Annotated in this window: 19 protein-coding genes; all 19 read right to left on the reverse strand. The window is 69.7% G+C overall.

Annotated features, from left to right (window positions below):
* Nucleotides 1–131: 131 nt before the first annotated feature.
* Complete coding sequence (locus ACFQVD_RS15255) at nucleotides 132–821, reverse strand: helix-turn-helix transcriptional regulator (RefSeq protein WP_343980689.1); 690 nt, start codon at nucleotides 819–821, stop codon at nucleotides 132–134.
* 425 nt (nucleotides 822–1,246) lie between these two features.
* Nucleotides 1,247–4,069: an ATP-binding protein gene (locus tag ACFQVD_RS15260; protein ID WP_343980693.1), complete on the reverse strand. Its 2,823-nt coding sequence runs from the start codon at nucleotides 4,067–4,069 to the stop codon at nucleotides 1,247–1,249.
* Nucleotides 4,062–6,827 (reverse strand): LuxR family transcriptional regulator, encoded by a 2,766-nt coding sequence (locus tag ACFQVD_RS15265; protein WP_343980695.1) that lies wholly within the window; start codon nucleotides 6,825–6,827, stop codon nucleotides 4,062–4,064. The genes ACFQVD_RS15260 and ACFQVD_RS15265 overlap by 8 nt, the downstream gene beginning before the upstream one ends.
* 565 nt (nucleotides 6,828–7,392) lie before the next feature.
* Nucleotides 7,393–8,805: an acyl-CoA carboxylase subunit beta gene (locus tag ACFQVD_RS15270; RefSeq protein ID WP_425580538.1), complete on the reverse strand. Its 1,413-nt coding sequence runs from the start codon at nucleotides 8,803–8,805 to the stop codon at nucleotides 7,393–7,395.
* A gap of 152 nt (nucleotides 8,806–8,957) precedes the next feature.
* Nucleotides 8,958–9,620 (reverse strand): DUF742 domain-containing protein, encoded by a 663-nt coding sequence (locus ACFQVD_RS15275; RefSeq protein WP_343980698.1) that lies wholly within the window; start codon nucleotides 9,618–9,620, stop codon nucleotides 8,958–8,960.
* Between the two features lie 257 nt (nucleotides 9,621–9,877).
* Nucleotides 9,878–12,643: an AAA family ATPase gene (locus tag ACFQVD_RS15280; protein ID WP_343980701.1), complete on the reverse strand. Its 2,766-nt coding sequence runs from the start codon at nucleotides 12,641–12,643 to the stop codon at nucleotides 9,878–9,880.
* A 303-nt stretch (nucleotides 12,644–12,946) separates the two neighbouring features.
* Nucleotides 12,947–13,165 (reverse strand): hypothetical protein, encoded by a 219-nt coding sequence (locus ACFQVD_RS15285; RefSeq protein WP_343980703.1) that lies wholly within the window; start codon nucleotides 13,163–13,165, stop codon nucleotides 12,947–12,949.
* A gap of 210 nt (nucleotides 13,166–13,375) precedes the next feature.
* The gene (locus ACFQVD_RS15290; protein ID WP_343980706.1) at nucleotides 13,376–13,531 is read right to left on the reverse strand and encodes a hypothetical protein; all 156 of its coding nucleotides are present in this window, start codon (nucleotides 13,529–13,531) and stop codon (nucleotides 13,376–13,378) included.
* 13 nt (nucleotides 13,532–13,544) lie between these two features.
* Nucleotides 13,545–14,579, reverse strand: a complete 1,035-nt coding sequence (locus tag ACFQVD_RS15295) for a zinc-dependent dehydrogenase (protein ID WP_386271355.1) — start codon at nucleotides 14,577–14,579, stop codon at nucleotides 13,545–13,547.
* 108 nt (nucleotides 14,580–14,687) lie between these two features.
* Entirely contained in the window at nucleotides 14,688–14,996 is a 309-nt protein-coding gene (locus tag ACFQVD_RS15300; RefSeq protein WP_386271189.1) for a PTS lactose transporter subunit IIB, read from the reverse strand.
* 42 nt (nucleotides 14,997–15,038) lie between these two features.
* Complete coding sequence (gene mtlA / locus ACFQVD_RS15305; protein WP_386271357.1) at nucleotides 15,039–16,169, reverse strand: mannitol-specific PTS transporter subunit IIC; 1,131 nt, start codon at nucleotides 16,167–16,169, stop codon at nucleotides 15,039–15,041.
* 79 nt (nucleotides 16,170–16,248) lie between these two features.
* Entirely contained in the window at nucleotides 16,249–17,190 is a 942-nt protein-coding gene (pfkB, locus tag ACFQVD_RS15310) for a 1-phosphofructokinase (RefSeq protein WP_386271358.1), read from the reverse strand.
* Complete coding sequence (locus ACFQVD_RS15315; RefSeq protein ID WP_386368541.1) at nucleotides 17,187–17,948, reverse strand: DeoR/GlpR family DNA-binding transcription regulator; 762 nt, start codon at nucleotides 17,946–17,948, stop codon at nucleotides 17,187–17,189. Before ACFQVD_RS15315 ends, pfkB begins: the two co-directional genes overlap by 4 nt.
* Before the next feature lie 541 nt (nucleotides 17,949–18,489).
* Complete coding sequence (locus ACFQVD_RS15320) at nucleotides 18,490–19,158, reverse strand: response regulator (RefSeq protein WP_343973468.1); 669 nt, start codon at nucleotides 19,156–19,158, stop codon at nucleotides 18,490–18,492.
* Nucleotides 19,155–21,692 (reverse strand): sensor histidine kinase KdpD, encoded by a 2,538-nt coding sequence (locus ACFQVD_RS15325; protein ID WP_364158888.1) that lies wholly within the window; start codon nucleotides 21,690–21,692, stop codon nucleotides 19,155–19,157. The genes ACFQVD_RS15320 and ACFQVD_RS15325 overlap by 4 nt, the downstream gene beginning before the upstream one ends.
* Nucleotides 21,693–21,700: 8 nt before the next feature.
* The gene (locus tag ACFQVD_RS15330; RefSeq protein WP_343973465.1) at nucleotides 21,701–22,561 is read right to left on the reverse strand and encodes a potassium-transporting ATPase subunit C; all 861 of its coding nucleotides are present in this window, start codon (nucleotides 22,559–22,561) and stop codon (nucleotides 21,701–21,703) included.
* Nucleotides 22,562–24,712: a potassium-transporting ATPase subunit KdpB gene (gene kdpB / locus ACFQVD_RS15335; RefSeq protein ID WP_386271361.1), complete on the reverse strand. Its 2,151-nt coding sequence runs from the start codon at nucleotides 24,710–24,712 to the stop codon at nucleotides 22,562–22,564.
* On the reverse strand, nucleotides 24,712–26,373 hold the full coding sequence (gene kdpA / locus ACFQVD_RS15340) for a potassium-transporting ATPase subunit KdpA (protein ID WP_343983743.1): 1,662 nt from the start codon (nucleotides 26,371–26,373) through the stop codon (nucleotides 24,712–24,714). Before kdpA ends, kdpB begins: the two co-directional genes overlap by 1 nt.
* Complete coding sequence (gene kdpF, locus ACFQVD_RS15345) at nucleotides 26,373–26,462, reverse strand: K(+)-transporting ATPase subunit F (protein WP_343983740.1); 90 nt, start codon at nucleotides 26,460–26,462, stop codon at nucleotides 26,373–26,375. The genes kdpA and kdpF overlap by 1 nt, the downstream gene beginning before the upstream one ends.
* Nucleotides 26,463–26,471 lie beyond the last annotated feature (9 nt).

Here is a 26,471-nt window from a genome sequence, read left to right on the forward strand (position 1 = left end):
TAAACATCGTGGAGCAGTCGGGTCGAAGGCTCTCCACACCGGCGCCGCCGGTCGCTCCGAACACTGCTCTCCGGCCGCTTGACTACGCGGTCAGCCAGATCACCGCGTTACCGCCGGCCGCTTGCATGGACTTATTTCACGAATTCCGGCAGGACCCGGGGCGGCCAGGAGCCGAGCCGGAAGATGCCCATGGAGTATGCCTTGGAGACCAGGGCCGGGCGGTTGCTGGCCTTCAGCTTCCGCAGCAGCGTCGTCACGTGGTATTCCACACCGCCACGGCTGAGGTACAGCATCGACGCGAGCTGCACGGTCGACACTCCCGCCGCGACCCCTTCGATGACGCGCGCTTCCATGCTGCTCAGCAACCGCTTCCGCCCGGTCAGCAGGTCGTCGCGTTGCTCCCGGTCGGACCGCACCAGCACCATGATGCTCTCGACGTGGCCGGCCTCGTCGTGCAGCGCGATCCCGGTCAGCTCGCCGCCGAGCACCGTGTGGTCCGGCCGTACGGCGACCATGCGCTCTTCGAAACGAGCACGCTGTTGGTCCGTCAGACGGGCGAACTGCTGCCCCATCTTGTCGCGGACGCTCGGGTGTAACAGCTCACAGAACGCCCGCCCACGAATGTCGGCCAGGGAACGTCCGAACTGCCGAGTAAATTCGAGATTCGCCTCGATTACCCTGGTCGCGTGGTCGAGATTCGCCACACAAATCCCTGACTGATCAAAAAAAGAACGGTATTGATCTATGCTGTCAGTGGGTTGACCGACCAGGAAAAAACCTTCTTCCTCATCGACCAGGGCGGCTCCGGCACCAATGCTCATCTGATGACCATCCCTCTCCTCCGGTAGACCAGGCGATGCTCCGGTAAATTTGGAGTAACGGCTGAATCCACTTATTACTATGATATTAACCAAGCGGAAAGCGAGTCAACATGGGCCCGGCACCGGCGGTGAAAGACTGTGGTGTGCAAGGCGGTTGGTTCGGAGCTTGCGGTGCGGTCTCCCGATCGCGTTCGGTACCGAACTCCGCGTGCTTCATAAGGTGGTTCGCGCCCCGTTCCAGGAACGTTCCATGAATCGGGATACACGGTTTCACGTGGACAGATGGCAGCACGGCGGGTATCCGGAAATGATGTGCCGCGATCCGGGTCGCGCCGGGCCGGCGAACGGCGACACGCGCCGCCGCGGGGCGGTTCCTTTATGACCGAGCCGTCAGCTGAAATATATTCGCACGGCCTTTGTGTGGCTTATTCGCCCGCGTTCCGCGCGCTCAACTCTTCGACGAGCGCCGCCCGGCCGTTCACCCCGAGCTTGCGATAGGTGCTCGTCAGACTTTTTTCGACGGCGCGGCGGGTCACGCCAAGGGAATCGGCGATCTGCTGGTTCGTCCAGCCCTGCAGCACGAAGGCGACGACCGTCTCCTCGGCCTTGGTCAGTTCAACGCGTTCCGGCGCGACCAGCCGCAGCGCCGGGCCGTTCAGTTCCGAGTCCTCATCGCCCTCGCCCCATGAGACACCGCGTTCCCGGGCGGCCCGCCTGCCCTCGGAGATGAAGTACTCCGCGTCGTCGGAGCCCTTTTCGGCAAGCCTTCTGCCGAGAATCGTGAGCGTCCGGGACAGCTCGATCCGATCCTCCGAACAGCGAAGCGCGTCGGCGGCCTGCCGGAGAAGGCCGATGCCCTCCTCACCTGGGGTGATCGTGCCACGCAGCCGCAACGCGCGGCCGTATGCCGCGGGTGCGCCCCATGCCAGCGCGAAGGCGTGCTCCTCGTCGGCAAGCTCGGCCGCCACCTGCGCGCGCCCGAGCCGGTGGTTCATCGCCGCGGCCCACACGCGCCAGGGGTACAGCGCCGTGTTCGTCCATCCGCGGCGCGACAACTGCTTGCCGCTGTCGAGGAACCTGTCCAGCGCGGCAGCCAGATCGCCACGCACCGCGTCCAGCATCCCCCGCACCATGCGATGCGCGACGACCACGCGAAGGTCGCCGCTCTCCGGACTCGTACGGATCACTCGTTCGCCCAGCTCGACGTCCCGCGTCTCGAGCGCGACCATGGCGAGCGTCCAGATGGACAGCGTCGTCGCCTCCGGCCAGGCCGGGTCGGCGTTGTCGACCACGCTCAGCGCGGTGCTCCTGGCCTGGGCCAGATGCCCGGACGCACGGAGGATCGCGCTCCGCTCCGCGTTGACCAGCGCGGTGACCCCGTCGAGTTCCTGGCGCTGAGCCTGGTCCCGCACCGCGTCCAGCCACTGGGCCATCGGTGCCGCCGCGTCGGCGAGGACAAGGGCCGGGACCAGCAGCGGGAGCGCGGTGTAGGCGTGCCCGGCGCGCTGCGGCTCTCGCTCCAGGACCCGGGTGGCCAGGGAGGAGATCTCACCGGCCGTGACGCCGCCGGTGACGGCCGCCGCGTACGCGAGCACGGCCAGCAGCTCGCGCCCGGCGCCGCTGGAGAGCGGCACATCCGTACCGAACCCCCGCAGCCGGTCGACCGCCGCGCCGAGATGCGCGGCGTCCTGGACGCGGAGATAGCGGGTACGGGCTTCCAGCCGCAGGCCGAGATCTCCCCGGGCGTACGCCGATCCAAGATCGTGGAACCGGTACGCCACGTCCTGGACGAGCGTGCCCAACGACGGGCTGACCGCGCCGAGCGCGGGCGGGATCCACAGTGCCGCCGCCGCGCGTTCCGTCTCCGAGGTGAGCATCGGCACGGCCTGCGCGATGTGAGTGACCGAGGACGCGAGGTCGAACCCCCGCTCGGCGGCGGCCAGGTCGACCAGGCGCCGGCCCCGAGCCTCGCTGTCGGGTGGGCAGTGCAGCAGCGCGTGCCGGAGGTAACGAACCGCCTCCCTCGCGGCACCGCGTTCGAGTGCGGCGCCGGCGGCCGCGCGCAGGGCGTCGATCTCCCACGGCTCGTACCCGGAGGTGACCAGCAGGAGCTGGTCGGCGACGTGCTCGGCGGGGTGCCCGGCATTGTGCAGCAGCGTCGCCGCCCGGCGGTGCATCACCGCTCGCGTGTTGACGCTCATCTCCGATTCGATGCCGTACCGCACGCTCTGGTGAACGAATCGCGGGAACTCTCCGCCGGCGAGCAGGCCGAGGCGGTCCAGGGTCTGCACCGCGGACTTGTAGTCGATGCTGTCCAGGCCGGCGAGTTCGCTGATGAGCTCTGGCTCCGCCAGGTCTCCGAGCACGACCATCGCCCGCGCGAGATCCCGGACGATCGCGGGCTGGATGCCGAGGCAGAACATGCGCCGGTCGCGCAGGAACGGCTGGCTCGCGGCGCGAACCTCACCGGCCCGCGGCGAGACGGGCTGGAAGCCGGCCGTGTGCAGTCCGCGAAGCATCGCGGCCAGTGAGGCGGGATTCCCACCGGACACCTCATGACAGGCCTGGGCGAAGTCAGGATCACACGCCTCCCCGAACTGCTCGCCGATCAACTGGCGCACGCCCTCCGTCGACAGCGGCATCGGATACAGCGTGCGAGCCGCCGAGGCGGCGATCTCCCTGAGCAGCGTGTAATCGGAGGCCTCGCATTCCTCCGAGAAGGCTCCGGCGACCAGAACTCGCGCGCCGTCCAGACGCTTGGCCAGGTACGCCAGCCAGCGCAGGGACGGCGCGTCCACCCACTGGAGGTCGTCGACCATGATCAGCAGGGTTCTGTCCTTGCTCAGATTGACGATCAGCGAGTTCAGCCCCTGCAGGATCGCCTCCTGCCCGAACGACCGGTACGGGCCGATGGACCACGCCCCGCCGAGGAACATCCCCCGCACCACGCTCGCCGCGCCCCGGAAACAGGCCGCCCAGTGGGCCTCCGGCACTTCGGCCACGAGCGGCTCCAACAACTGCTGGGCGATGCCGAACGTGAAGTCCTGTTCGAGCAGCGTGCCGCTGGCGCGCAGGACCCGCGCGTGCGGGGTGGCCGCGTCGGCGAGGGAGCGCAGCAGGGCCGACTTGCCGACACCGGGCGAACCGATGACCGCCATCATGGATCCGGCGCCCGCCTCGGCCGCGCGGACCGCCTGCTCCGCCCGGGCCAGCTCCTTTCCGCGTTCCAGCAGCATGGAATCAGTCACCCACGTTCCGCGGCGCCGGGATCGGGGCCAGGAGCGAGGCGAGCTCGTTGCGGCTGGTGACGGCGAGCTTGCGGTAGACCCCGGTCAGCCGCAGCTCCACGGTTCGGACGCTCACCGACAGGACGCTCGCGATGTAGGCGTTCGAGCGGCCCGCGGCGGCCAGCCCGGCGATTCGTTCCTCCTGGGCGGTCAGCAGATGCCTCGTTTCGTTCGGCGTCGACGCTCTTTCCTCGACGGCTCTCTCGGTGACTCCACCGGAAGGTGCGGGAACCCTCCTCGTGCTCTCCCCAGGCGGCCTCGGCGCCCCGGGACGCTCCCCCGACACCGCGGTCAGCTCGGCCGACGCCCTCGCGTAGCAGCCGCGCGACACCGAGTCCCGCAGGACCCGAACGGCGCGTTCGAGTTCGCCCATGGCCTCGGCACCGCCCAGCACCCGCGACGCGTACAGATGCGCCAGCCCCAGCGTGCTGGGGGCGCCCCACTCCCGCGCTCGCTCCACCGCCTCCATCGCCAGTCGCCTGGCGGCCTCGGTGTTCCCGCACGCGTTGTGCGCCACGGCGGCCACCGATCGCCAGGACAGCATCGCGGGATTCGTCCACCCCCTGGCCAGCAGGAGACGCCCGCACTCGTTGACGTCGCGCAGCGCGGTCTCCGGATCGGCCAGTTCCATGCGCACCTTGGCACGCGCGTACAACAGCATCGCCCAGGCCGCGCCCTGGTCCGCCCCCGAGGGCAACCTCTGGGCCAGCACCCGCTCCGCTTCCTCCACGGACCGGTCGGCGAGGTGCAGGCACGCCTCCATCGCGACGAAGTAGGGAACCGCTCGCGGGTGCCACGAGGTGAGCGGCAGCTCCGCCCGTGCCGCCTCGAAGTCACACACCGCCTGCCCGAGGTTGCCCCGCCGCATCTCGCATCGGCTGCGCTGGATCAGCGCCAGCGCGGCCGGCGCCCGTGCGCCGCAGCGTCGAGCGTCGGCCAGGACCTCGTCCAGCCCGACCACCGCCTCGGCCACCTCGTCGGCGAAGAACAGCGCCCTGGCGGCGTAGATCCTCGGGCCGAACGGCTGCTCCTCGCCCTTGGCCTGGAAGGCCGTCCTGGCCAGCTCCCGCGCCCGGGACATGCGCTCGCCGCGGGCGGCCAGCATCCAGGCCGCGATGCCCGCCTGGACAGGATCCTCCGACCGGTCAGGCGGGTCCGGGAAGGACGGCACGGGCAGCACCGGGTCGGTCGTGCAGTCGTTCTCCGCCAGCCAGCCGATGGCCGCCAGCGACCCGAGATCCGCTCCCCTCTCCTCTCGCCGCGCGTAGGCCGTCGCGACGGCGCGATAGGTGGCGGACGCGTCGCCCCTGGAGTTGAGCAGGTCGGCCGCCCGTACGAGTGCCGCGACCGGCACCTCGGGGCCGCTGTCCAGCAGCACCTGCTGGAATCGCCGGTCGCTCGTCGCCGGGCTGCGCTCCACCTCCGTCATCGCGAGCTCGATGAGCAGCCGCTGCCGCTGCTCGCCCGCCGCAGGCTCCCGCAGCGCGCGGCCGAGCAGGGCGGCGGCACCCTCGTGATCGCCATCGAGACGACGCCGCCTGGCCACTCGGCGCAGCAGGTTCACCACCCACTCGGCGCCGACCGGCCGGGCGTTGAGCAGCAACCGGGCCAGCCGGTCCTCCGGAATCGCCGCCCGGTACCCGAGCTCGACGGAGCGCGTCGCCAGCGCCTGCCGCTCCCCGACGTCCATCCCGGCCAGCGCCATGTCGGCGATGAGGGGGCTGACCGGCCGCGGGTCCTCCCCACCGGTCACCAGCCCCAGTCGCACCAGGACGGACAACACCTGCTCGGGAAACATCGTCCTCGGCGACGCCAGGGACGTGAGCAGGTCGAAACCGAGGCCGTTCTCGCAGACCGCCATCGCGCGGAGCAGCGCGAGGGCGTCCGCGGGCAGGCGGGACAGGGACCCGGCCACCCGGTCGCCGCTCACCTCGGCGGCCCGCTCCAGCAGGACCGGGACGTAGCGCGCGGCGGGCGGCAGGGAGGCGTGCGCGAAATGGTCGAGTACCGCGAGCAGGGCCGCCGGGCTACCCCCCGTGGCCTCGGTGGCGGCGGTCACGAATGCTCCGTCGACAGGCCCGGCGTACCGGGAGGCGATCACCTGCCGGACCCCGCGCTCCCTCAGCGGCGGCACCTGGATCACGCTGTGCGGCACCGGTCCGGGCCCGGTGGCCGATCCGACGACACCGCCTTCGCCTTCGCCGAGGGCCCTGGCCTGAACCAGGAGCATCGGAACGCCTCGCAGCCGGTGCGGCATGGCGGCCAGCCACGCCTTCGATTCCTCGTCCGCCCACTGGGCATCGTCCAGGGCGATCAGCAGCGGATGCTCCCGGGCGAGCGCCACGAACTCCCCGCACAGCGCCGGGATCAAGGCCGCGGCCGGCTGGTCTTCCACCCACAGCCGCCGTGCGAAGGCCGGATATCCGGCGCCGGCCAGCCCGGAGGTGATCTGCGAGACGACGCCGTAGCGGAGATCGGCCTCGGCGGGCGAGCAACGGGCGAGGACAGCCAGCAATCCGGCCTCCCTGGCGCGCGCGACGGCCGCCCTGAGCAGGGCGCTCCTTCCCGTACCCGGCTCTCCGAGCACGGTCGTCATGCCCGGCCGTCCGAACTGAAGCTCGGCCACCTGCCTGCCCAGCCGGCGTATCTGCCCCTCCCGCTCGGCCAGGAACTCCGGTGCGGCGTCCCTCCAGCGGGCGCCCGGGTCCGTGACGCTCACCGGCCATCCGGGGGCCGGCCGCCATGTGCTCGGCACCGGCTCGCCCGCGGTCGACGAGGCCGCTTCGGAACCCCCGCCGGAGTCCGCCATGACACGGGAACGGGCCGAAGGCCGCCGGTGGTCAACGCCGCCACCGGGATTGGGGAGCTCGGCCACGATCGCATCGGCACCACGGGCGGGCAGAAGGATCGTGCTCCTCGGTCCGACCGGTCCGGCCGTGACCCCGGTTCCGACTCTGTGTCCAGTTCCGCTGGGCATTCGCACCTCAAATCGACGATGCATGCGCCTGAGCTCAAGCACCCCAATCGCCTATTGAGCAGACCCTAGTCATCTCCATGTTTGTTTGCAAGCGTTTGGCGTTGGTTTGCCTGTGATTACCTTTATTTGTCTGCGATCCCTCCCCTGGCCGTTTCCGGCGCCGTGACAGCGGCTGCGACATGAAGCCGATGATCCGTTGAACGGCCGCTCACAAGCCGGTACGCCCTCTGTCCGGCCACTGCCCGATACCGCGACCTCGCCCGGAGATCAGGGATCGCGGAGGCACGCGAGGGCGCCGACGGCCCGCTCACAAAGGGATGTTGGTGTGACGGCCTCGACGTACCGGAGCGGCGGCCAGCGCCTCGCCGAGCCGCAGCCGGGTCCACGCCGGATCGATCACCTCGTCGACGACGCCGATGCCCACCGCCCTGGCCACGCCCCCCGCGATCCTTTCGTGCTCCGCGGCCAGGCGGGACAGCAGCGCCTCGCGCTCGTGCTGCGCCACGGCCGCGAGCTTCTTGCGGTGCAGGATCTCCACCGCCGCCTTCGCCCCCATGATCGCCACCTCGGCCTCCGGCCACGCGAGTACGGCGGTGGCGCCGAGAGACCGGGAGTTCATCGCGATGTAGGCGCCACCGTAGGACTTGCGCGTGACCAACGTGACCCGCGGAACACTGGCCTCGGCGAACGCGTGCAGCAGCTTCGCGCCTCGGCGGACCACGCCCTCCCACTCCTGCCCGACGCCGGGCAGATAGCCGGGGACGTCGACCAGCACGAGCAAGGGCACGCCGAACGAGTCGCACATCCGGACGAATCTGGACGCTTTATCCGAAGACAGCGAGTCGAGGCAACCGCCCTTGCGCAGCGGATTGTTCGCGATCACTCCTACCGTCCGCCCGGCGAGCCTGCCGAACCCGATCACCATGTTCGGCGCCCATTTGGGCTGTAACTCAATGAAACCGGATGCTCCGTCCTCCTCGTCCAGAATCGCCTTGACCAGCGGGCGCACGTCGTACGCGCGCCTGGGCGAGTCGGGGAGCAGGGCGCGCAGTGGCTTTTCCTCCCGCACCGAATCCAGGTCGACGAATCCCGGCTTCGCCAGCAGCGTGACGATCTGGCGGGCGCGGGCGAAGGCGGCCTCCTCGGATTCCGTGCCGATGTGGGCCACTCCTGACTTCCGGCCGTGCGCGTCCGGGCCGCCCAGGCTCTCCATGTCGATCTGCTCGCCGGTGACCGACCGGACGACGTCCGGGCCGGTGACGAAGACGCGGGCGGCATCAGACATGATCACGATGTCGGTCAGCGCCGGACCGTAGGCCGCGCCGCCCGCCGCGGGGCCGAGCACAACGGACAGTTGCGGGATCTCACCCGAGGCACGGACCATCGCGGCGAACATCTCCCCGATCCCGTGCATCGCCGACACGCCTTCGTTGAGCTTCGCGCCACCGGAATGCCACACGCCGATCACCGGGCAGCGTTCACGCACCGCGAGATCAATGGCATTGACGATCGGCGGGCACTCGTCGACCCCGATCGCGCCACCCTTCAGCGTGGCGTCGGTGCAGTAGACCACCACTCTCGTACCGTTGATCCGCCCGTAGGCGACCGCCACCCCCACGCCTTCGCGCCGGTAGACGATCTCAAGTGAGCCGGCATCCAGCAGTTGTGACATCCGAACCATCGGGTCACGCCGGTCAAGGCTCGGCTCGTCTCGGTCCACCACGGCCAATGTAGGAAATGTCATCACTCACCCCTGCGAATCGCCCGTTGTCCGAGCCGCAAGTGAACCAGGAGCGGTATCGAGAAAACCCTAGTCTTGGCCGGAACGACCGGCGCCCGCGCCCCCTCCGCGCGTGCGCCGCGAGCCCCGCGTCAGGGCAGCCGGCGCAGCCCTTCGTGCACACGCATGATCAACTCAACCGACGGCCGGCCGTCGACCTCCGCCGGAGGGTGCGCCCTGAGCAGGTTCCAGCCGATCGAGTCGCTGATCAGAACGAGGACCACCCCGATCGGCAACCTGAGGCGACCGGCGATCTCGATCACGGCCATGGGCTCCCGGCACATGCCGAAGATCCAGCGATATTCCTGAGGCAGCGCGGGGTTGTCGGCTCGCAGGGCGCCCTCGGGCGTCACCGAGATCAGCGAGTCGATGCGCAGCAGGTCATCACCGCGGGTACGCCCCCCGGTGAGAACGTACGGCCGCGCTTTGACCGGCAGCGACTCCTGCGGTTGCTCCGCGAGGTACGGCCTCGGCGGGCCCTGGTCCGCCACCGGCACGGGGCCCGCATCCGGGGAGGTCCCGTGGTGATCGCCGTCGTCGGCCCGCGGCTCCGGTGGATCGCCGAGCGCTCCTTCCCGCGTGACGTCGACGGCGGTGGCGTCGGCCTCCAGCGCGTCGTCGTCCGCCCCGTCCTCGATGGGCTTGGGCAGGAACTGGTTCTCGGCCCAGGTCTTGTAGTCACCCCAGCCGCCGAAGGCGAGAGGGTGGTACTTCGGTCCGTCGGCCTCTCGCCGTTGTCGCCTCCTGCGGGACATCGCGGGGATCTCACCTGCTCTCGAAAGATCGCGCGATGGCCGGCGGTGAGCATGTCTCCGAGCTCACCGCCATCCCCTACCCCCGCGATTTCGTCGCGCGGTCGTTGCCACCGCGAAGGTCTGCTGATTGTCTCCGCCGATTCCTAGGCATTTGCGCAGTGTTCAGCGAATCCGGTGGCGAGCAGGAACGCTTCGCGCGACGGCACTGCCGGTCGGTTCCTGGTCGTGCGTCGATCGAGCCGGCCCGGCCTGCGATGTCACCCGGCCGCCGGCGTGTTCCGGCCCGCCTTGCCGAGCGCGTCCAGCGCCCACCCCAGGTCCGTTCGGCCGCTCACGCCCAGCTTGCGGAAGATGCTGGTCAGATGGATCTCGACAGTGCGCACCGCGATGCGCAGGGTGCGGGCGATCTCCCGGTTGGTGGCACCGGTCGCCGCGAGTTCCGCGACACGCCGCTCTCCCATGGTCAGCACGTCCTTGACCCCGCCGGCCCCCTGGTACATCCAGCCGCCCGCCGCGACAAGCCGGTCGCGCGCCTTCGCGGCCGGCGCGCGAAACCCGCACCGCACCGACAGATACACGGCCCGGCGGAAGTGCCCACGGGCCCCCTCACGGTCGTCCATCCGCAGCAGCGCCTCGCCGAGCAGGCTTTCGGCCCGAACCAGGTACCAGCGCGCCTGGGTGTTCGCCAGCGTCTCCACCGCCTCGGTGAGCGTCTCCACCCCCTCGCTCCCTTCGGTGATCGCCCCCCTGGCCAGCAGGGCGAATCCCCGAGCGGACGCGTTCCCCCAGGTCGCGGCGAGTTGCTCACCGTGCTCGACGAACCCCTCCGCCTCGCTCCGGCGGCCCAGGTCGGCGAGCAGACAGGCCACGTCCAGCCACCACGGCGCGAATATCGGATTCCTGACACCGGCCTCGGCGAGCAGCGCGCCACAGGCGGTCAGCGACGACAGCGCGCCTTCGTGGTCGCCTCGCGACACCGCCAGGTACGACCTCGTCATCAGCACCCGTGGACAGTCGAGAAGGGACTCCTCCACGTCCCGCGAGGTCATCTGGCCGAGCACGAAGGCGGCCTGGCCGATGTCGCCTCGCCGGGCGAGCACCGCCGCCAGAGCCGTCCGTGGCGCCGTGACGCCTTTCGACCACGACCACTCGTCCGCCAGCTCGACGGCCCTGGTCGCGTCCATCAGGGCCCCGTCCAGGTCGCCCGCCTCGGCCAGGATCCACGACCGCGTGGACAAGGCCGTCGCCCGGCCCCAGGCGTCCCCGTGCTCCGTGCCGCGCGCGATCATCCGGTCCATGGCCCGAACCGCTTCCTCAACCTCGTCGGCGAGCGAGAGTACGTACGCGGCGGCGCCGAACGCCCAGCTGCAGGGAGTCTCGTCCGCACCGCTCAGCGCCTGGCGGGCCGGCACAAGACAGGCTTGGGACGAGAGTCCGGACATCGCGGAGATCATCGATCGCACGGCGAGCAGCTCGCGCTCGCCCACGGTGTGCGCCTCCGGTATCGGCATCGCCATCACCCGCTCGGAGATCACCCTGTTGGTGGACCGGCGGTTCCATCCGATCAGCGACAGCGCCGACTCGACCATCGTCCGCAGCCCATGGTCGCCGGCGCCCACGCCGTCGAGTTCCGCCAGGATGCCGTTCAGTATCGAGATCGCCTCCGGCTCCCTGCCGAGGGGCGGCGCGACCTTGGCCAGCTGGACCGCGAGGCGCGCCCTCCCCCGTACGTCACCGGTCTCCTCGATCCCACTACGGAGCATCGCGTACGCTCCCGACGGATCGTCATGTCCGATCAGCCGCGCGAAGTCGGCCTGCGCGTCGATGTCGGCGGGATCGGCCACCACCACACGGCCCAGGTAGCGCGCCGCCATCCCCAGTGACCCGTCCCGCTCGGCACGACGCGCCGCCTCACGAAGCACATCCCGCATCCAGGGCTCGGGAAGCCTGGGCAGCAGCACCAACTGCGCGCTGATCTCCTCGGCCGGCCGGCCACCGTCGTTGAGCAGCCGGGCGGCCAGCTCCCGCCACCGGTCGAGCGTGGCGACCGGCATGCCGCTCAACACCATGGTGCGTACATGATCATCGCTCAGCTCCGCCAGGTCGGCCTCGATGATCTCCTCGTCGCGCAAAATGTCGATCACGGCGGCTACCAGCGGCTCCGGCACCCCGGACAGCATGCCCAGCAGTTCCGCGTCGGCCTGCCCCAGCACGGCGCGGGCCTCCACGACCTTGCGCACGTACTCGGGCTGCCGGTCGAGCGTCGCCAGCAGTCGCCCGGCGAAGAGCTCGGCGCCGAGTTCACCGGCCCGGAGCGCACCCCGGGCATCAGGCGACACCCCCTCCTCACTCAGGTGTGCGAACAGTCTCGCGAGAAGTGCTGGATTGCCCCGGCAGACGCTGTTGCACGCGCGGACGAACGGCTCCTCCGGCACGGCGTCCCACCACCGCCGGGCCATCTCTCCCGCGTCCTCCTCGAACAGCGGCCCGAGGTCGACGGTGCGGTGCCCGCGCGCGGCGAAACCGGGAATCGCCCCTCGCCGGTTCGGCGGGCCGGAACGACGCTGGGCGAGCAGGACGAGCAGCGGAAGGTAGTACCCGCGGTTCATCAGGAAGTCCAGCCATACCAACGACTCTTCGTCACACCACTGCGTGTCGTCGAGCATGACGACCACCGGTCCTGACGCGGTCGCCTCCATGACGCGCCGGAGCAACCGGTGTGACAGCGGCGCGGTGGCGTGCTCGTCATGGAGCGGCGCCCCGCCGAACAGGCTTTCCGCGGCGTGCCAGGGCAGACCGGCCCCGGCGGGCGAACAGGAGCCGCGCAGAATCGTCACCCCGGCGCACCGGGCGTACCGCTCCAGGGCGTCCAGCAGGGCGGTCTTGCCGGACCCCGCAGGTCCCCGCATCAGGATCATGCGTGCCGGCCCCTGTCCGGCCTTGTCCAGCCCGGACACCAGCGTGCCCAACTCCGCTTCCCGGCCCACCAGCCTGGTCTCGCCATGGAAGATCCATCCTGACATGGTCACCATCCCGCTTCACGAGTAGCCGCGTTCCGCATCGGTCAGGCCCGGAAACATGCTTCGTTTCGGCCAGCCCGAAACCCGAACACGGAGACCGGCTCCGCACGACACTCACCCGAGCCGGTCCGGGAATCGATCGCGCGTACCGTTCCGATCGAGCGTCGGCCCCGCTCAGCGGACTTCCGCACCGCCCTTCGCGCTTCATCGGGGTCACAGGTCGTGCGTTGTGCGGCATCGGGCCGTGGAGTGGCGGCGGGAGCGTCCCGTACGGCGGGGGCGCTACGGGCACGAGATCCTCAGCCGTCAGGATGAAGTGGCGGCCCGAAGAAGGGACGCCCGGCGCCGGAAGGCCGCGGACGGCCGCGACGCGCGGTCCGCGGTGTCGTCGAGACCGCTCGCGCGTTCCGCGAAGTGGTCGCCCGCGGACAGGAGCGCCTGGCGATGGTGGGCGCACCCGATGTCGACGGCGTGCGCGGCGCCCGTCCCCGCGCCGACGTGCCGCTCGACCGGCTCGCGCGGCATGGGTCGGACACGATCACGCCTCAGGGACGTCGCGTGCCGCCGGATCGGCCGTTTTCGCCGCCCGTACGGCCGGCCCCGCTGCGGCCGTGTCCGAGCCCGCGACCGGGGCGGGGCCCGGTAGCCGTACGGGGCCCGCCCCCGGTGCACCCGGCCCGCGGCGCGGCCTGGGCTGATGCCGAAGGCCGCGCAGCGTCTCGGACAGCGTCACGGTCACCTCACGGTGAGCATGCCGTGGGCGGCGACCGGCTCGCCGCCGCCGACACGGATGCGCACGGGTACGCCCTGCCGGATCACCGCCCCGGCGAAGATCTCGGCGAGGCGCGCCCGCAGGCCCCGCGAGGCGACGGCCGCCGTCCCCTCCGGCATCTGTGGCCTCCTTTCAGGGCTCGATGGTGACCTTGATGGCCTCGCCCCTGCTGACGATGTCGATCCCCTCCAGAACCTCCGCGAGCGGCAACCGATGCGTGATCAGATCGGAGACCGGCACCGAACCGTCGGCGATCAACCCCAGAGCCCGCGCGTTGTGCGCGGGACTGGACCCGTTCGCCCCCACGATGGTCAACTCCCGGTAGTGCACCAGATTGGAGTCACACCCGATGATCGGATTGTCCTTGGGCAGACCACCGAAGAAACTGATCCGCCCCTGACGGGCCGCCATCCGCAACGCCTGCTCCTGGGCCGCCCCCGAGGCCGCGGCGGTGATGACGACATCGGCGCCCCTGTCCTCGGTCAGCTTGAGCACCTGCTCGACCACGTCCTGGCCGTGCACCGCCGCGTCCGGGGCGACCAGAGCGGCGGCCATCTCCAGCCGCTCGGCGTTGATGTCGACCAGGAAGACCCGGCCCGCGCCGCGCGAGCGGGCCAGCCGCACGTGCAGGCAGCCGATCGGGCCCGACCCCATGATCACCACGTCGTCGCCCTCGCCGACCCGGGCCAGTTCCTGGCCGTTGAGCACACAGGCCAGCGGCTCGGCCACCGAGGCCTCGGCGAAACCGACCCCGTCAGGGATCCGGTTGACGCCGTCGACCGCGAGCACCTTGGCCGGGATGATCATGTAGTCGGCGAAACCGCCGTCGTAGTGATACCCCATCGACTCCTGGTTCGGGCACACCGTCATCCGGCCCCGCAGGCACTCCTGGCAGTTCCCGCACGGGATCGCGGCGATCACCTGCACCCGCTCGCCCGCAACCCATCCGCTCACCCCCTCGCCGACCTCGGCGACCTCACCGGCGATCTCATGCCCCATGACCCTGGGCGGCCGGATGTGGTGATGACCGTGCCTGGAGATCTTCACATCCGTGCCGCAGGTCGAGCAGTTGCGCACACCGATCTTGATCTCACCCGGTCCGGCGACGGGCTCCGGCGCCTCCTCGACGCGGATATCGCCGGGAGCGTAGAAACGGGCGACCTTCACTCGGCTGTTTCCTCTCTGAAGAGTTGCGGCAGGCCGGCGACCTCCGCCGCGTTGCGAGCCGAGGCCGCCGGCAGGATGGCGCGTGGGTCCAGCGGTAGTGGCGCGGCCTCAGGCATCGACGATGCCACCGTTCTTGATCGTGTTGATCAGCCTGGTCACCGCCGGGTCCCCGATGAAGACCTGGAAGGAGACCAGTACCTTCTCCGGGGCGCCGGCCCGGGCCCGGCCGGCCAGACCCGCATGACAGAGAACCACATCGGCATCGGCCGGAATCGAGTTGACCGGGGTGTGCTCGACCTGGACATTGTGGCTTTTCAACTGCTTGCGCAACTGGGTGGCCAGCATCACGCTGCTGCCCATCCCCGCGTCACACGCCACGATGATCTTACGGATGTCCTTGCTGTCGATACTGGGCACCGCTCAGACCTCCTTCAGGACGGATACGCTCTTGGCCACCGCTCAGGCCTCCTTGAGGGTGGGCGCACCCTCGGACCCGGCGACGCCCTCGCCCTCGCCCTCGCCCTGGCCCTCGCCTTCGCCCTCGTCCTTGCCGCGGCCGAAACCGAGCAGGACCGAGGCCACCGCGAAGGACACCGCGGTCGCGGCGAAGATCCCGGCCAGCACCCCGAACCAGCCACCCTTGGGCGTCACCGCCAGGTAGGCGAAGATACTGCCCGGCGAGGCCGCCGACACCAGACCCGCACCGGTCATGATGAAGACCAGGATGCCGGTGGCGCCACCGGCGATGACCGCCAGGATCAGCCGGGGCTTCATCAGCACATACGGGAAGTAGATCTCATGGATCCCGCCCAGGAAGTGAATGATGATCGCCGCCGGGGTGCTGGGACGCAGCAGACGCGGCCCGAAGAACATGTAGGCCAGCAACAACCCCAGGCCCGGGCCGGGGTTGGACTCCAGCATGAACAGGATCGACTTACCGAACTGGGTCACCTCGTTGGCGCCCAGCGGGGTCAGCACCCCGTGATTGATCGCGTTGTTGAGGAACAACACCTTGGCCGGCTCGATCAGGATCGAGGCCAGCGGCAGCAGGTTGGACTCCACCAGCCAGCCCACCGCGTTGCCGGCCGCGGTGGTGACCGCCGAGACGACCGGGCCGATGCCCCACACACCCACCAGGGCCATCGCGCCGCCGACGATACCGGCGCTGAAGTTGTCGACCAGCATCTCAAAGCCGGCCTTGATCCGGTCGGCGAGGAAGGCGTCGATGAGCTTGATCAGGAACGCCGCCAGCGGCCCCATGATCATCGCGCCGAGGAACATCGGGTTCTCCGCGCCCACCACGACACCCATGGTGGCCACCGCGCCGACCACCGCACCCCGCTGGCCATGGACCATCCGCCCGCCGGTATAACCGATCAGGACGGGCAGCAGCGTGGTGATCATCGGCCCGACCAGAGCCGCCAGGCTCTCGTTCGGCAGCCAGCCGGTCGGGATGAACAAGGCGGTGATCAGACCCCAGGCGATGAACGCCCCGATGTTCGGCATGATCATCCCGGCCAGATACCCGCCGAAACGCTGGATCTTCGCTTTCACCCCGGTTCCGGTGATGGTGGGGGTGTATTCGCTCATGTGATTGTGCTCCTTCCGGGGCGGCCGGCCCCCAAGGAAAAGAGGGGAGACCGGCCAGGGGGGTGGATCCGCGCCGCTGTCAGCCCCCGGACCGCAGCGGCAGGGTGGGATCGGCGGCGATGACACGCACGTCATCACGCCGAATGTCATCAGGGCCGGGCATCCGGCTGCCCGGCAGCCCGACCGCGGCGGTCGCCCAGGCCAGCGCCTCGACCAACGCCTCCTGCCCGCACGCGCCGGCGGCCAGGAACCCCGCCAGCATCGCGTCACCGGCACCAACCGAACTACGCGGCTCGGCCAGCGCGCACCGGCCGAACCACACCTGATCGCCTTGCAACAAAATCGCGCCGTCGGCGCCCAGACTGGCCAGCACCGTGCCCGCGCCCCGCTCCCGCAGACTTTCGGCCGCCTTGATCGCATCCCCCAGGCAGGAGATGACCATGCCGGTGGCCTCGCTCAACTCCTCCCGGTTGGGCTTGACCAGGGCCGGAGCCTGGGTGAGCGCGTGAACGAACGCAGGCCCGCTGGTGTCGACCGCGACGTTGATCCCGGCCCCGGTGAAACGCTCACACAGGCGGGCATAGACATCGACGGGCACCCGCGGCGGCAGACTCCCCGAGGCCACCACCCAGTCCGCCGAGCCGGCCGCACCGAGCACCGCGGCGGCCAGAGCCTCCAGCTCGGCCGGCGACAACGCCGTCCCCGGCTCGTTGATCTTCGTGACCGTGCCGTCCGGCTCGGCCAGCGCGACATTGGAACGGGTGGCCCCGGCCACCGGCACGGTGACCATCTCGATCCCCTCGGCCGACAGCAGGCTCACCAGCCGCCGCCCCTCGTCCCCGCCGAAGGGCACCACCGCACACGAGCGGACCCGGTTGGCCAGCAACGCCCGCGAGACGTTGACCCCCTTGCCGCCGGGGTCCAGATGCGTCGCGGCCGCCCGGATCACCGCCCCGCGCCGCAGCGAGGCCACCTCGATCGTGCGATCCAGGCTGGGATTGAGGGTCAAGGTGACGATCACGCCCGGATCACCTCGGGCCCGGCCGCGGCCAGCTCGGCCGCCACCCCGCTGTCGAGACCCATGTCACTGATCACCACATCGATCTCCTGGAGCGCGGCGAACCGGGCCAGATAGGTGTTGGCGAACTTGGTGTGATCGGCCAGCAGCACGCAGCGCTGCGCCGCGGTGACCATCGCCCGCTTGATCGCGGCCTCGGCCGGATCCGGGGTCGTCAGCCCCTTGGCCACCGAACAGCCGTTGGCCGCCATGAACGCCACGTCCACGTGCAACTCGGCCAACGGCCGCAGCGCCCAGTCATCAACGGTGGCCAGGGTCCGCCCCCGCACCCGCCCCCCCAGCATGAACACCGTCAGGTTCGCGCGGGTGGCCAGCGCGGTGGCCAGCGGCGGAGAGTTCACGATCACGGTCAGCTCCCGATCGACCGGCAGCGCCTGCACCAGACGGCCCGTCGTCGTACCCGCGTCGATGATGATCGCGCCGTCCTCGGGAAGCTCGGCCAGCGCCGCCTTGGCGATACGTTCCTTCTCCGCTGTCATCACCTCGTCGCGCGTCGCGAGGGCGGGTTCGAAACCGAGGCGCTCGACCGGGATCGCCCCGCCGTGCACACGCCGCAGCACCCCCGAGCGTTCCAGTGCGGTCAGGTCCCGGCGGATCGTCTCAGTCGTGACGCCGAACCGTTCCGCCAGGGTCACCACGTCGACCCGCCCGGCGGCCCGGGCCTCACACAGGATCTCCTGCTGCCGTTCCTCGGCGTACATCCTGTTGGTTCACCGCCGTTTCAATGTTGTTTTATATGTCTTTATACCCGAGTATGTTGCATGTCAAGGGTCGCTGAGAACGGCTCCGTCATGAGTTTCATGAACCTGTGACCTCCGCGTACCGGCTCATGGCCACGCCGGACCTCCGGTGGAGAACTGCTCGCCCTCGTCTTACGCTCCCCATCCGGGCCCGAGGTCGCGAACCGTCAGCGGTATGCCCACGACGCACCGCACAGAACCAACCGAATCGGAAGACCCACGACGTTTTCCCGGCCCATCGCTGCGCCACCGCGAATTGCCCGCCGGCCGTCGCCGTCCTCCAGAAGACGTCGTTGACGGTGGGAGCCGACAACCTCCGCGCCGAAGCGGCAGGGTCGGCCGCTTCGGCGCGGAGGTCGCCGGCCTGATGCGCGGGGAGGTCGGCCTCTGATCGAATGCGAGAGGCGCGGACAGTCACTCGACTGCCCGCGTTTCGTCGTTGCCGGTCATGGTGCCGCGCCGTGGGCGGTTCCAAGCCGGTGAGCGAGCCGAAGGACTCCGATCATGCCTTGAAGCGGTACCCCATACCGGGCTCGGTGATCAGGTGGACCGGATGTCCCGCGTCGCGTTCGAGTTTGCGCCGCAGCTGGGCCATGTACTGCCGGAGATAGTGGGTCTCCTTGACGTACTTGACCCCCCACACCTCGGTCAGCAGCTGCCGCTGGCTGACGAGCTTGCCCGGGTTGTGCAGCAGGATCTCCAGGATGTGCCATTCGGTCGGCGTCAGCCGTGCCCCGCCGGAGACCGTCTTGCTGGTCAGGTCCACCACGTGGTCGCCGATCGTGATGCTGGCCGGCTTCGCCTCCTGCGCGGACGTGCGGCGCGACACCGCGCGGATCCTGGCCAGCAGTTCGTCGATGCCGAACGGCTTGGTGACGTAGTCGTCGGCACCGGCGTCGAGGGCGTCGACCTTGTCCTGGTTGCCCGCCCTGCCGGACAGCACGACGATCGGGATCGAGGTCCAGCCACGCAGCCCGTGAATGACGTCGACACCGTCGAGGTCGGGCAACCCGAGGTCGAGCACCACCAGGTCAGGGTGCCAGTCGGCCGCCTGGCGCAGGGCCGCGCCGCCGTCGGCGGCCACGGCGACCTCGTAGTTGCGGGCGATCAGGTTGATGCGAAGCGCCCGCAGGATCTGCGGTTCGTCGTCGACGACGAGAATGCGTGTCACGCGATCACCGCTCTGGATGAGATCGGCAGTGTCAAGATCATGGTGAGACCTCCCCCTGGTGTCTCCTCCGGCATGAGAGAGCCGCCCATCGCCTCGGTGAGCCCCCTGGAGAGCGCGAGGCCGAGGCCGACCCCCGAATGGTTGTCACGATCGCCGAGCCGCTGGAACGGTCTGAAGACCTGGTCATGTGCTTCTGGCGGAATCCCCGGGCCGCGGTCGATCACCCGGATCTCCACGTGGTCGCCGTGCCGGCTGCCGGTGACCAGCACCTGCTCACCCGGTGGGCTGTAGCGGACGGCATTGGACATCAGGTTCACCAGCACCCGCTCCAGCAGGGCGGAGTCGGCGACCACCTCGGGCAGCTCGACGGAGATGTTCCCCTCGACACGATCCCGGAGCGGACCCAGGTCGTCCATCGCCCTGGGCACGACCTCCTCCAGGGCGACCGGCTGGAGGACGGGCCCGAGCACGCCCGCCTGCAACCTGCTCATGTCGAGCAGGTTGTCCACCAGGCGATTCAGCTTGACCAGCGACTCGTCCGCCGTGGCGAGCAGTTCCTTCCTGTCCTCCGCGGACCAGTCGATCTCCGTGCCGCGCAGACTCTCCACCGCGGCTCTGGCCGACGCCAGCGGGGTGCGCAGGTCGTGGCTGACGGCGGCGAGCAGCGCGGTGCGCATCTTGTCCGCCTCGGCCAGCGGCCTGGCCCGCCCGGCTTCCTCCTCCAGCCGCTGCTGACGCAGCGCGACGGCGGTCTCCGCGGCGAACGCCTCAAGCACCCTGCGTTCGGAGGCGTCGAGCAGTCCCCCGCGCACCGCGAGCACCAGGCTCTCGTCGATCGCCACGTCGGTGTCGGCGATTCCGGGGCTGGTGCACGGCTCGCCCCCGGAGGTGGCCACGATCCGCCACGCCTCCGGCTCCGACTGATCGTCGGGGGTCGGCGGTCCCGTCCGCTCCAGCAGCGTGGCGGACACGAGCCCGAACGTCTCCTTGACCCGGGCGAGCAGCGACGGCAGAGCGGCCTCACCACGCAGGACGTGGCCGGCGAGCGTCGACAGGACCTCGGCGTCCGCGCTGGCCCTGGCCGCCTCTCTGGTACGGCGGGCCGCCACGTCGACCACCAGGCTCACCATGATCGCGACCAGCACATAGACGACGAGCGCGAGCAGGTTCTCCGGGTCGTAGACCGTGAACCGGTCGACCGGCGGTGTGAAGTAGTAGTTCAGCAGCAGGAATCCGCCGATGGCCGCCGTCACCGCCGGCCCCATGCCGCCCACCAGGGAGACTCCGACGACCATCAGCAGGAAGAGCAGGATCTCGCTCGGCAGCGCCGAATCGTCCCTGAACGGGAGCAGAACCGCGGTCAGCGCGGGCATGCCGAGCACCGCCATCGCCCAGCCGATGACCCTGCGCTTGCGGGTCAGCGCGGCTCGCGAGCTCGCGTGGCGGCGGCCCTTCTTGACCTGCGCGTGGGTGATCATGTGGACGTCGATCGAACCCGACAACGCGGTCGTCTCCACCCCGACGCCACGGGACAGGATCTGGGCGAACCTGCCCCGCCTGGACGCGCCGAGCACGAGCTGGGTGGCGTTCACCCCACCGGCGAAGTCGAGCAGTGCGCGCGGGATGTCGTCGCCGACCACCTGGTGGTAGGTGCCGCCCATGTCCTCCACGAGGGTGCGCTGACGGGCCAGGCCGGCCGGATCACCGCCGGTCAGGCCGTCCGCCCTGGTGACGTGGACGGCCAGCAGGTCGGCGCCCATACTGCGCGCCGCGATGCGGGCTGCGCGCCGTACCAGGGTTTCGCCTTCCGGGCCGCCGGTGAGCGCGACCACCACCCGCTCGCGGGCCTCCCAGGTCTCGGCGATGCCGTGCTCGGCCCGGTAGCGGTCGAGCTGGTCGTCGACTTTTCCCGCGACCCAGAGCAGGGCGAGTTCGCGCAGCGCGGTCAGGTTGCCGATCCTGAAGTAGTTGGACAGCGCGGCGTCCACCTTCTCCGGTGCGTAGATGTTGCCGTGCGCCATCCGCCTGCGCAGCGCCTCGGGCGACATGTCGACCAGCTCGACCTGGTCGGCCCGCCGTACCACCTCGTCCGGTATGGTCTCCCGCTGCGGAATGCCGGTGATCTGCTGGACGACGTCGTTGACCGACTCCAGATGCTGGATGTTGACGGTGGAGACGACGTCGATACCGGCGTCGAGGATCTCCTCGACCTCCTGCCAGCGCTTGGCGTTGCGCGAGCCTGGGACGTTGGTGTGCGCCAGCTCGTCGATCAGCACCATCTTCGGCGCCCGCTCGATGACGGCGTCGACGTCCAGCTCGGTGAAGTGGCTCCCCCGGTAGGCCGGCGTCCTGCGAGGGATGACCTCCAGACCGTCGAGCAGTTCGGCGGTGTGGAGGCGGCCGTGGGTCTCGACGAGACCCACGACCACGTCCCTGCCACGCTCCAGCGCCCTGCGTCCCTCGTTGAGCATCGCGAAGGTCTTACCGACTCCGGGAGCCGCCCCGAGGTAGACCCGTAGCCGCCCGCGTGGCACCGCGACCACTACTCCTTGTCGAGGGCCAGGTTGAGTTCGAGCACGTTGACCGCGGGCTCACCCATGAAACCGAGGGCGCGTCCCGTCGTGTGCTCCTGGATGAGCGCCTTGACCCTGGCGAGGTCCGTTCCGCGCTCCTTGGCCACTCGCGGGGCCTGCAGGTCGGCGTAGGCCACCGAGATGTGCGGGTCGAGGCCCGAGCCACTGGCCGTGACGGCATCGGCGGGCACCTCGGCCTTCGCCACGCCGCCACGGATCGGGACGGTCTTCCCGGCGGCGTAGTCCTCGCCCGGCTTGCCGCACTCCACCTTCAGCCCCCGGTACTCGGCGATGAAGGGGGTGGCGGGGCATGCCTGGTTGACGCTGACCGCGCGGTCGGAGAAGACCTTCAGCACCGCGCCCACGCCGTCACCGGTGCAGTACGGCCTGGCGCCGCTGACGCCCTCCAGTTCGCCGATCGCCGTGGAACGGGCGCAGACCTGGGTGAGCAGGCTCTGCCTGCCCTCGTCCGGGTTGCCCTCGTCGTCCTTCGCACCGGGGACGGGAAGGACGTCCAGGACATCCTCGGGTCCCAGGTTGCTCGCGGCGGTGGAGAGCATGTCGTATCCGTCACCCGCGACTGACGGGCGGCTCTGGAAGTAGGTCCTGACGGGGTTGCCGTCAGCGTCGGTGAAGTTCTGTCCGACGATGGCGCTGCCCACGTCCTTGCCGTCCTTCTGCACGATCGAACCGTTGGCCCTGCCGTTGAACAGTGCCTGGGCCACGCCGGTGGTGACCAGCGGGTAGATCACGCCGAGGAGCATGGTGAGGACGGCGACCGCCCTGATGGCTGCGAGATGCTGGCGAATCCAGCTCGGTAGGCGTTCCATTTACGACATCCCCGGAAGGAATTGGACAAACAGGTCGATGATCTTGATGCCGATGAAGGGGGCGACGATGCCGCCCAGACCGTAGACGTAGAGGTTGCGGCTGAGCAGCTTCGACGCGCTGGAGGGGCGGTAGCGCACACCCCGCAGGGCAAGCGGGATCAGCGCGACGATCACCAGGGCGTTGAAGACGACCGCGGACAGGATCGCCGACTGCGGACCGGCCAGACGCATCACGTTCAGCGCGTCCAGGCCCGGGTAGACCGCCGCGAACATCGCGGGAATGATCGCGAAGTACTTGGCGATGTCGTTGGCGATCGAGAACGTCGTCAGCGCACCACGAGTGATGAGCAGCTGCTTGCCGATCTCGACGATCTCGATGAGCTTGGTCGGGTTGGAGTCGAGGTCGACCATGTTGCCGGCCTCCTTGGCGGCCGACGTGCCGGTGTTCATCGCCACCCCGACATCGGCCTGCGCGAGCGCGGGCGCGTCGTTGGTACCGTCACCGGTCATCGCGACCAGCCGGCCGCCCTCCTGCTCCGACCTGATCAGCGCGAGCTTGTCCTCCGGAGTCGCCTCGGCCAGGAAGTCGTCCACCCCCGCCTCGTCCGCGATCGCCCTGGCCGTCAGCGGATTGTCACCCGTGATCATGACCGTGCGGATGCCCATCCGGCGCATCTCGTCGAACCGCTCACGCATACCCTGCTTGACCACGTCCTTGAGATGAACCACCCCCAGCACCCGCGCCTTACCGTCGACGACCTCACCGACGACCAGCGGGGTGCCACCCGAGGCCGAGATGCCGTCGACCAGATGGCCGACCTCCTCGGTCGCGTGGCCGCCGTTCTCACGCACCCACCTCATCACGGCCGTCGCCGCGCCCTTGCGCACCTGCCGGCCGTCGACGTCGACCCCCGACATGCGGGTCTGGGCGGTGAACTCCACCCACTCGGCGTGCGCGAGCTCGCCCGGCTGACGTTCGCGCAGGCCGTACGCCTGCTTGGCGTAGACCACGATCGAGCGGCCCTCGGGGGTCTCGTCGGCCAGGCTGGCCAGCTGCGCGGCAGCGGCCAGCTCGTCGGCGGAGATCCCCGAGGCGGGCTGGAACTCCGATGCCTGCCGGTTGCCCAGCGTGATCGTGCCGGTCTTGTCCAGCAGCAGGGTGCTGACGTCTCCTGCCGCCTCGACCGCGCGGCCGGACATGGCCAGCACGTTGCGCTGGACCAGGCGGTCCATGCCCGCGATACCGATGGCCGACAGCAGCGCGCCGATGGTGGTCGGGATGAGGCAGACCAGCAGTGAGGCCAGCACGATGCCGCTGACACCGTCGCCGGTCAGGGCCAGGGAGTCGGCGGCGCCGGGGTTGACGTTCTTGGCGTAGATCGCCATCGGCTGCATGGTGACGGTGGCGACCAGGAAGATGATCGTCAGAGCGGCCAGCAGGATGTTCAGTGCGATCTCGTTGGGCGTCTTCTGCCGGTCGGCGCCCTCGACCAGGGCGATCATCCGATCGATGAAGCTCTCGCCCGGCTTCTGGGTGATGCGGACGACGATCCGGTCGGACAGCACCCTGGTGCCGCCGGTCACCGCCGAACGGTCACCACCCGATTCGCGGATCACCGGTGCGGACTCGCCGGTGATGGCCGACTCGTCGACCGAGGCGATGCCCTCGATCACGTCACCGTCGCCGGGGATGATCTCCCCGGCTTCGACGATCACGTGATCGCCCTGCTTGAGCTCCGACGCGCCGACGGTGTCCCAGGAGGACACGTTCGCGCCCGGCGCCCAGCCGGGGAGGCGGCGGGCGGTGGTGTCACGCTTGGTGGCACGGAGCGTGGCGGCCTGCGCCTTTCCCCGTCCTTCCGCGACGGCCTCGGCGAGGTTGGCGAAGATCACCGTCAGCCACAGCCAGACGGTGATGGCCCAGGCGAAGAACGACGACTCGCCGGTGGCGGCGAGGACCGTGGTGGCCAGCGCGCCGATCTCCACGATCAGCATCACCGGGTTGCGCCACAGCGAGACCGGGTTCAGCTTCCTCAACGCGTCGGGCAGTGACTTGATCAACTGCTTGGGGTCGAGCAGACCACCGCCGACCCTGCCGTTCTTCTGCGGCGCCTGCGCCTGTTCCGGCGCCTCGAGCACTGGGGTGGACATCAGCTGATTCCTTCTGCGAGCGGGCCCAGTGCCAGGGCCGGGAGGAAGGTCAGAGCGACCAGGATGATCGTGACGCCGACCACCATGCCGACGAACTGCGGCCGATGGGTGGGCAGCGTGCCTGCGGACTCGGGAACCGGGGCCTGCCTGACCAGTGATCCGGCCAGGGCCAGTACGAAGATGATCGGCAGGAAGCGGCCGAGCACCATGCACAGACCGAGCGCCACGTCGTACCACGGCGTGTTGACGGTGACGCCGCCGAACGCGGAGCCGTTGTTGTTCGAGGCGCTGGTGAAGGCGTAGAGGATCTCGGAGAACCCGTGTGGGCCGCCGTTCAGCATGGCCGCCAGACCCGCTTCGTTGCCCATGGCGACCGCCGTGCCGACGAGCACGAGGATCGGGGTGACCAGGAAGTACATCGAGGCCAGCTTGATCTCCCGGGCGCCGATCTTCTTGCCCAGGTATTCGGGGGTACGGCCGACCATGAGTCCGGCCACGAAGACCGTGATCACGGCCAGCACGAGCATGCCGTACAGGCCCGCTCCCACCCCGCCGGGCGCGACCTCGCCCAGCATCATGTTGAACAGCGGCATCATGCCGCCGAGCGGAGTGTAGGAGTCGTGGAAGGAGTTGACCGCGCCGGTGCTCGTGAGGGTCGTCGCCGCGGCGAACGTCGCGGAGTTGGAGACGCCGAACCTGACGTCCTTGCCCTCCATCGCCGAGCCGGCGGCCTGCGGCACGGTGGCGTCGGCGCTCAGTTCGAAGACGTTGGTCAGCACGACACTGGCGATGGCGATCGTCGCCATGACGGCGAGGATCGCGTGGCCCTGCCTGACCTGGCCGACCATCTTGCCGAAGGTACGCGGCATGGCGAACGGGATGAGCAGGATCAGGAAGATCTCGAACCAGTTGGTCCAGCCGGTGGCGTTCTCGAACGGGTGCGCCGAGTTGGTGTTGTAGAAGCCGCCGCCGTTGGTGCCGAGTTCCTTGATGACCTCCTGGCTGGCGACCGGGCCACCGGTGATCGACTGGGTGCCGCCGGTCAGGGTGCTCAGCTCGTGCGGGGAGGCGAAGTTCTGCACCAGGCCGCCGGCCACCAGCACCAGCGCGCCGACGAAGGCGATGGGCAGCAGGATACGAACCGTGCCGCGCACCAGGTCGACCCAGAAGTTGCCGATGGTGTCGGCCCGGTTGCGGGCGAAACCGCGCACCAACGCGATCGCCACCGCCATGCCGACGGAGGCGGACACGAAGTTCTGTACGGCCAGCGCGGCCATCTGCACCAGGTGGCCCATGGTGGACTCGCCCGAGTACGCCTGCCAGTTGGTGTTGGTGACGAAGCTGATCGCGGTGTTCCACGCGACGTGATCGGGCACCGGGTCGAAGCCGAGTGACAACCACAGCTTGTCCTGCAGACGCTGCATGCCGTACACGAACAGGACGGACACGACGGAGAACGCCAGCACGCTGCGGGCGTAGACACCCCACCGCTGCTCGGCGTCAGGGCGGACGCCGAGCAGGCGGTAGATGCCGCGTTCGACGGCGCTGTGCCTGACGCCCGAGTACACGCGGTACATGTGGTCACCGAGCGGCTTGTGCGTCAGCGCGAGAGCGATGACGAGGGATGCGACGAAGATGATCCCGGCTGCCGTCGTACTCACTAGAACCGCTCCGGAAACAGCAGGGCCACGACCATGAAGATCACCAGGCCGGCGGCCACCACGAGGCCGATGGCGTTGATGGCGCTCACAGGCGCTCC

Origin of the sequence: Streptosporangium amethystogenes subsp. fukuiense (assembly GCF_042665875.1) — a bacterium.
Taxonomy (GTDB): Bacteria; Actinomycetota; Actinomycetes; order Streptosporangiales; family Streptosporangiaceae; genus Streptosporangium; species Streptosporangium fukuiense.

Excerpts from the sequence above, each read along its gene's own strand:
- ACFQVD_RS15255 (WP_343980689.1), bottom strand. The coding sequence starts at position 821 with ATGAGCATTGGTGCCGGAGCCGCCCTGGTCGATGAGGAAGAAGGTTTT.
- kdpB (WP_386271361.1), bottom strand. The coding sequence starts at position 24,712 with ATGTCCACCCCAGTGCTCGAGGCGCCGGAACAGGCGCAGGCGCCGCAG.
- ACFQVD_RS15315 (WP_386368541.1), bottom strand. The coding sequence starts at position 17,948 with ATGTACGCCGAGGAACGGCAGCAGGAGATCCTGTGTGAGGCCCGGGCC.
- mtlA (WP_386271357.1), bottom strand. The coding sequence starts at position 16,169 with ATGAGCGAATACACCCCCACCATCACCGGAACCGGGGTGAAAGCGAAG.
- ACFQVD_RS15330 (WP_343973465.1), bottom strand. The coding sequence starts at position 22,561 with ATGGAACGCCTACCGAGCTGGATTCGCCAGCATCTCGCAGCCATCAGG.
- ACFQVD_RS15285 (WP_343980703.1), bottom strand. The coding sequence starts at position 13,165 with ATGCCGCGCGAGCCGGTCGAGCGGCACGTCGGCGCGGGGACGGGCGCC.
- ACFQVD_RS15290 (WP_343980706.1), bottom strand. The coding sequence starts at position 13,531 with ATGCCGGAGGGGACGGCGGCCGTCGCCTCGCGGGGCCTGCGGGCGCGC.
- ACFQVD_RS15280 (WP_343980701.1), bottom strand. The coding sequence starts at position 12,643 with ATGTCAGGATGGATCTTCCATGGCGAGACCAGGCTGGTGGGCCGGGAA.
- ACFQVD_RS15275 (WP_343980698.1), bottom strand. The coding sequence starts at position 9,620 with ATGTCCCGCAGGAGGCGACAACGGCGAGAGGCCGACGGACCGAAGTAC.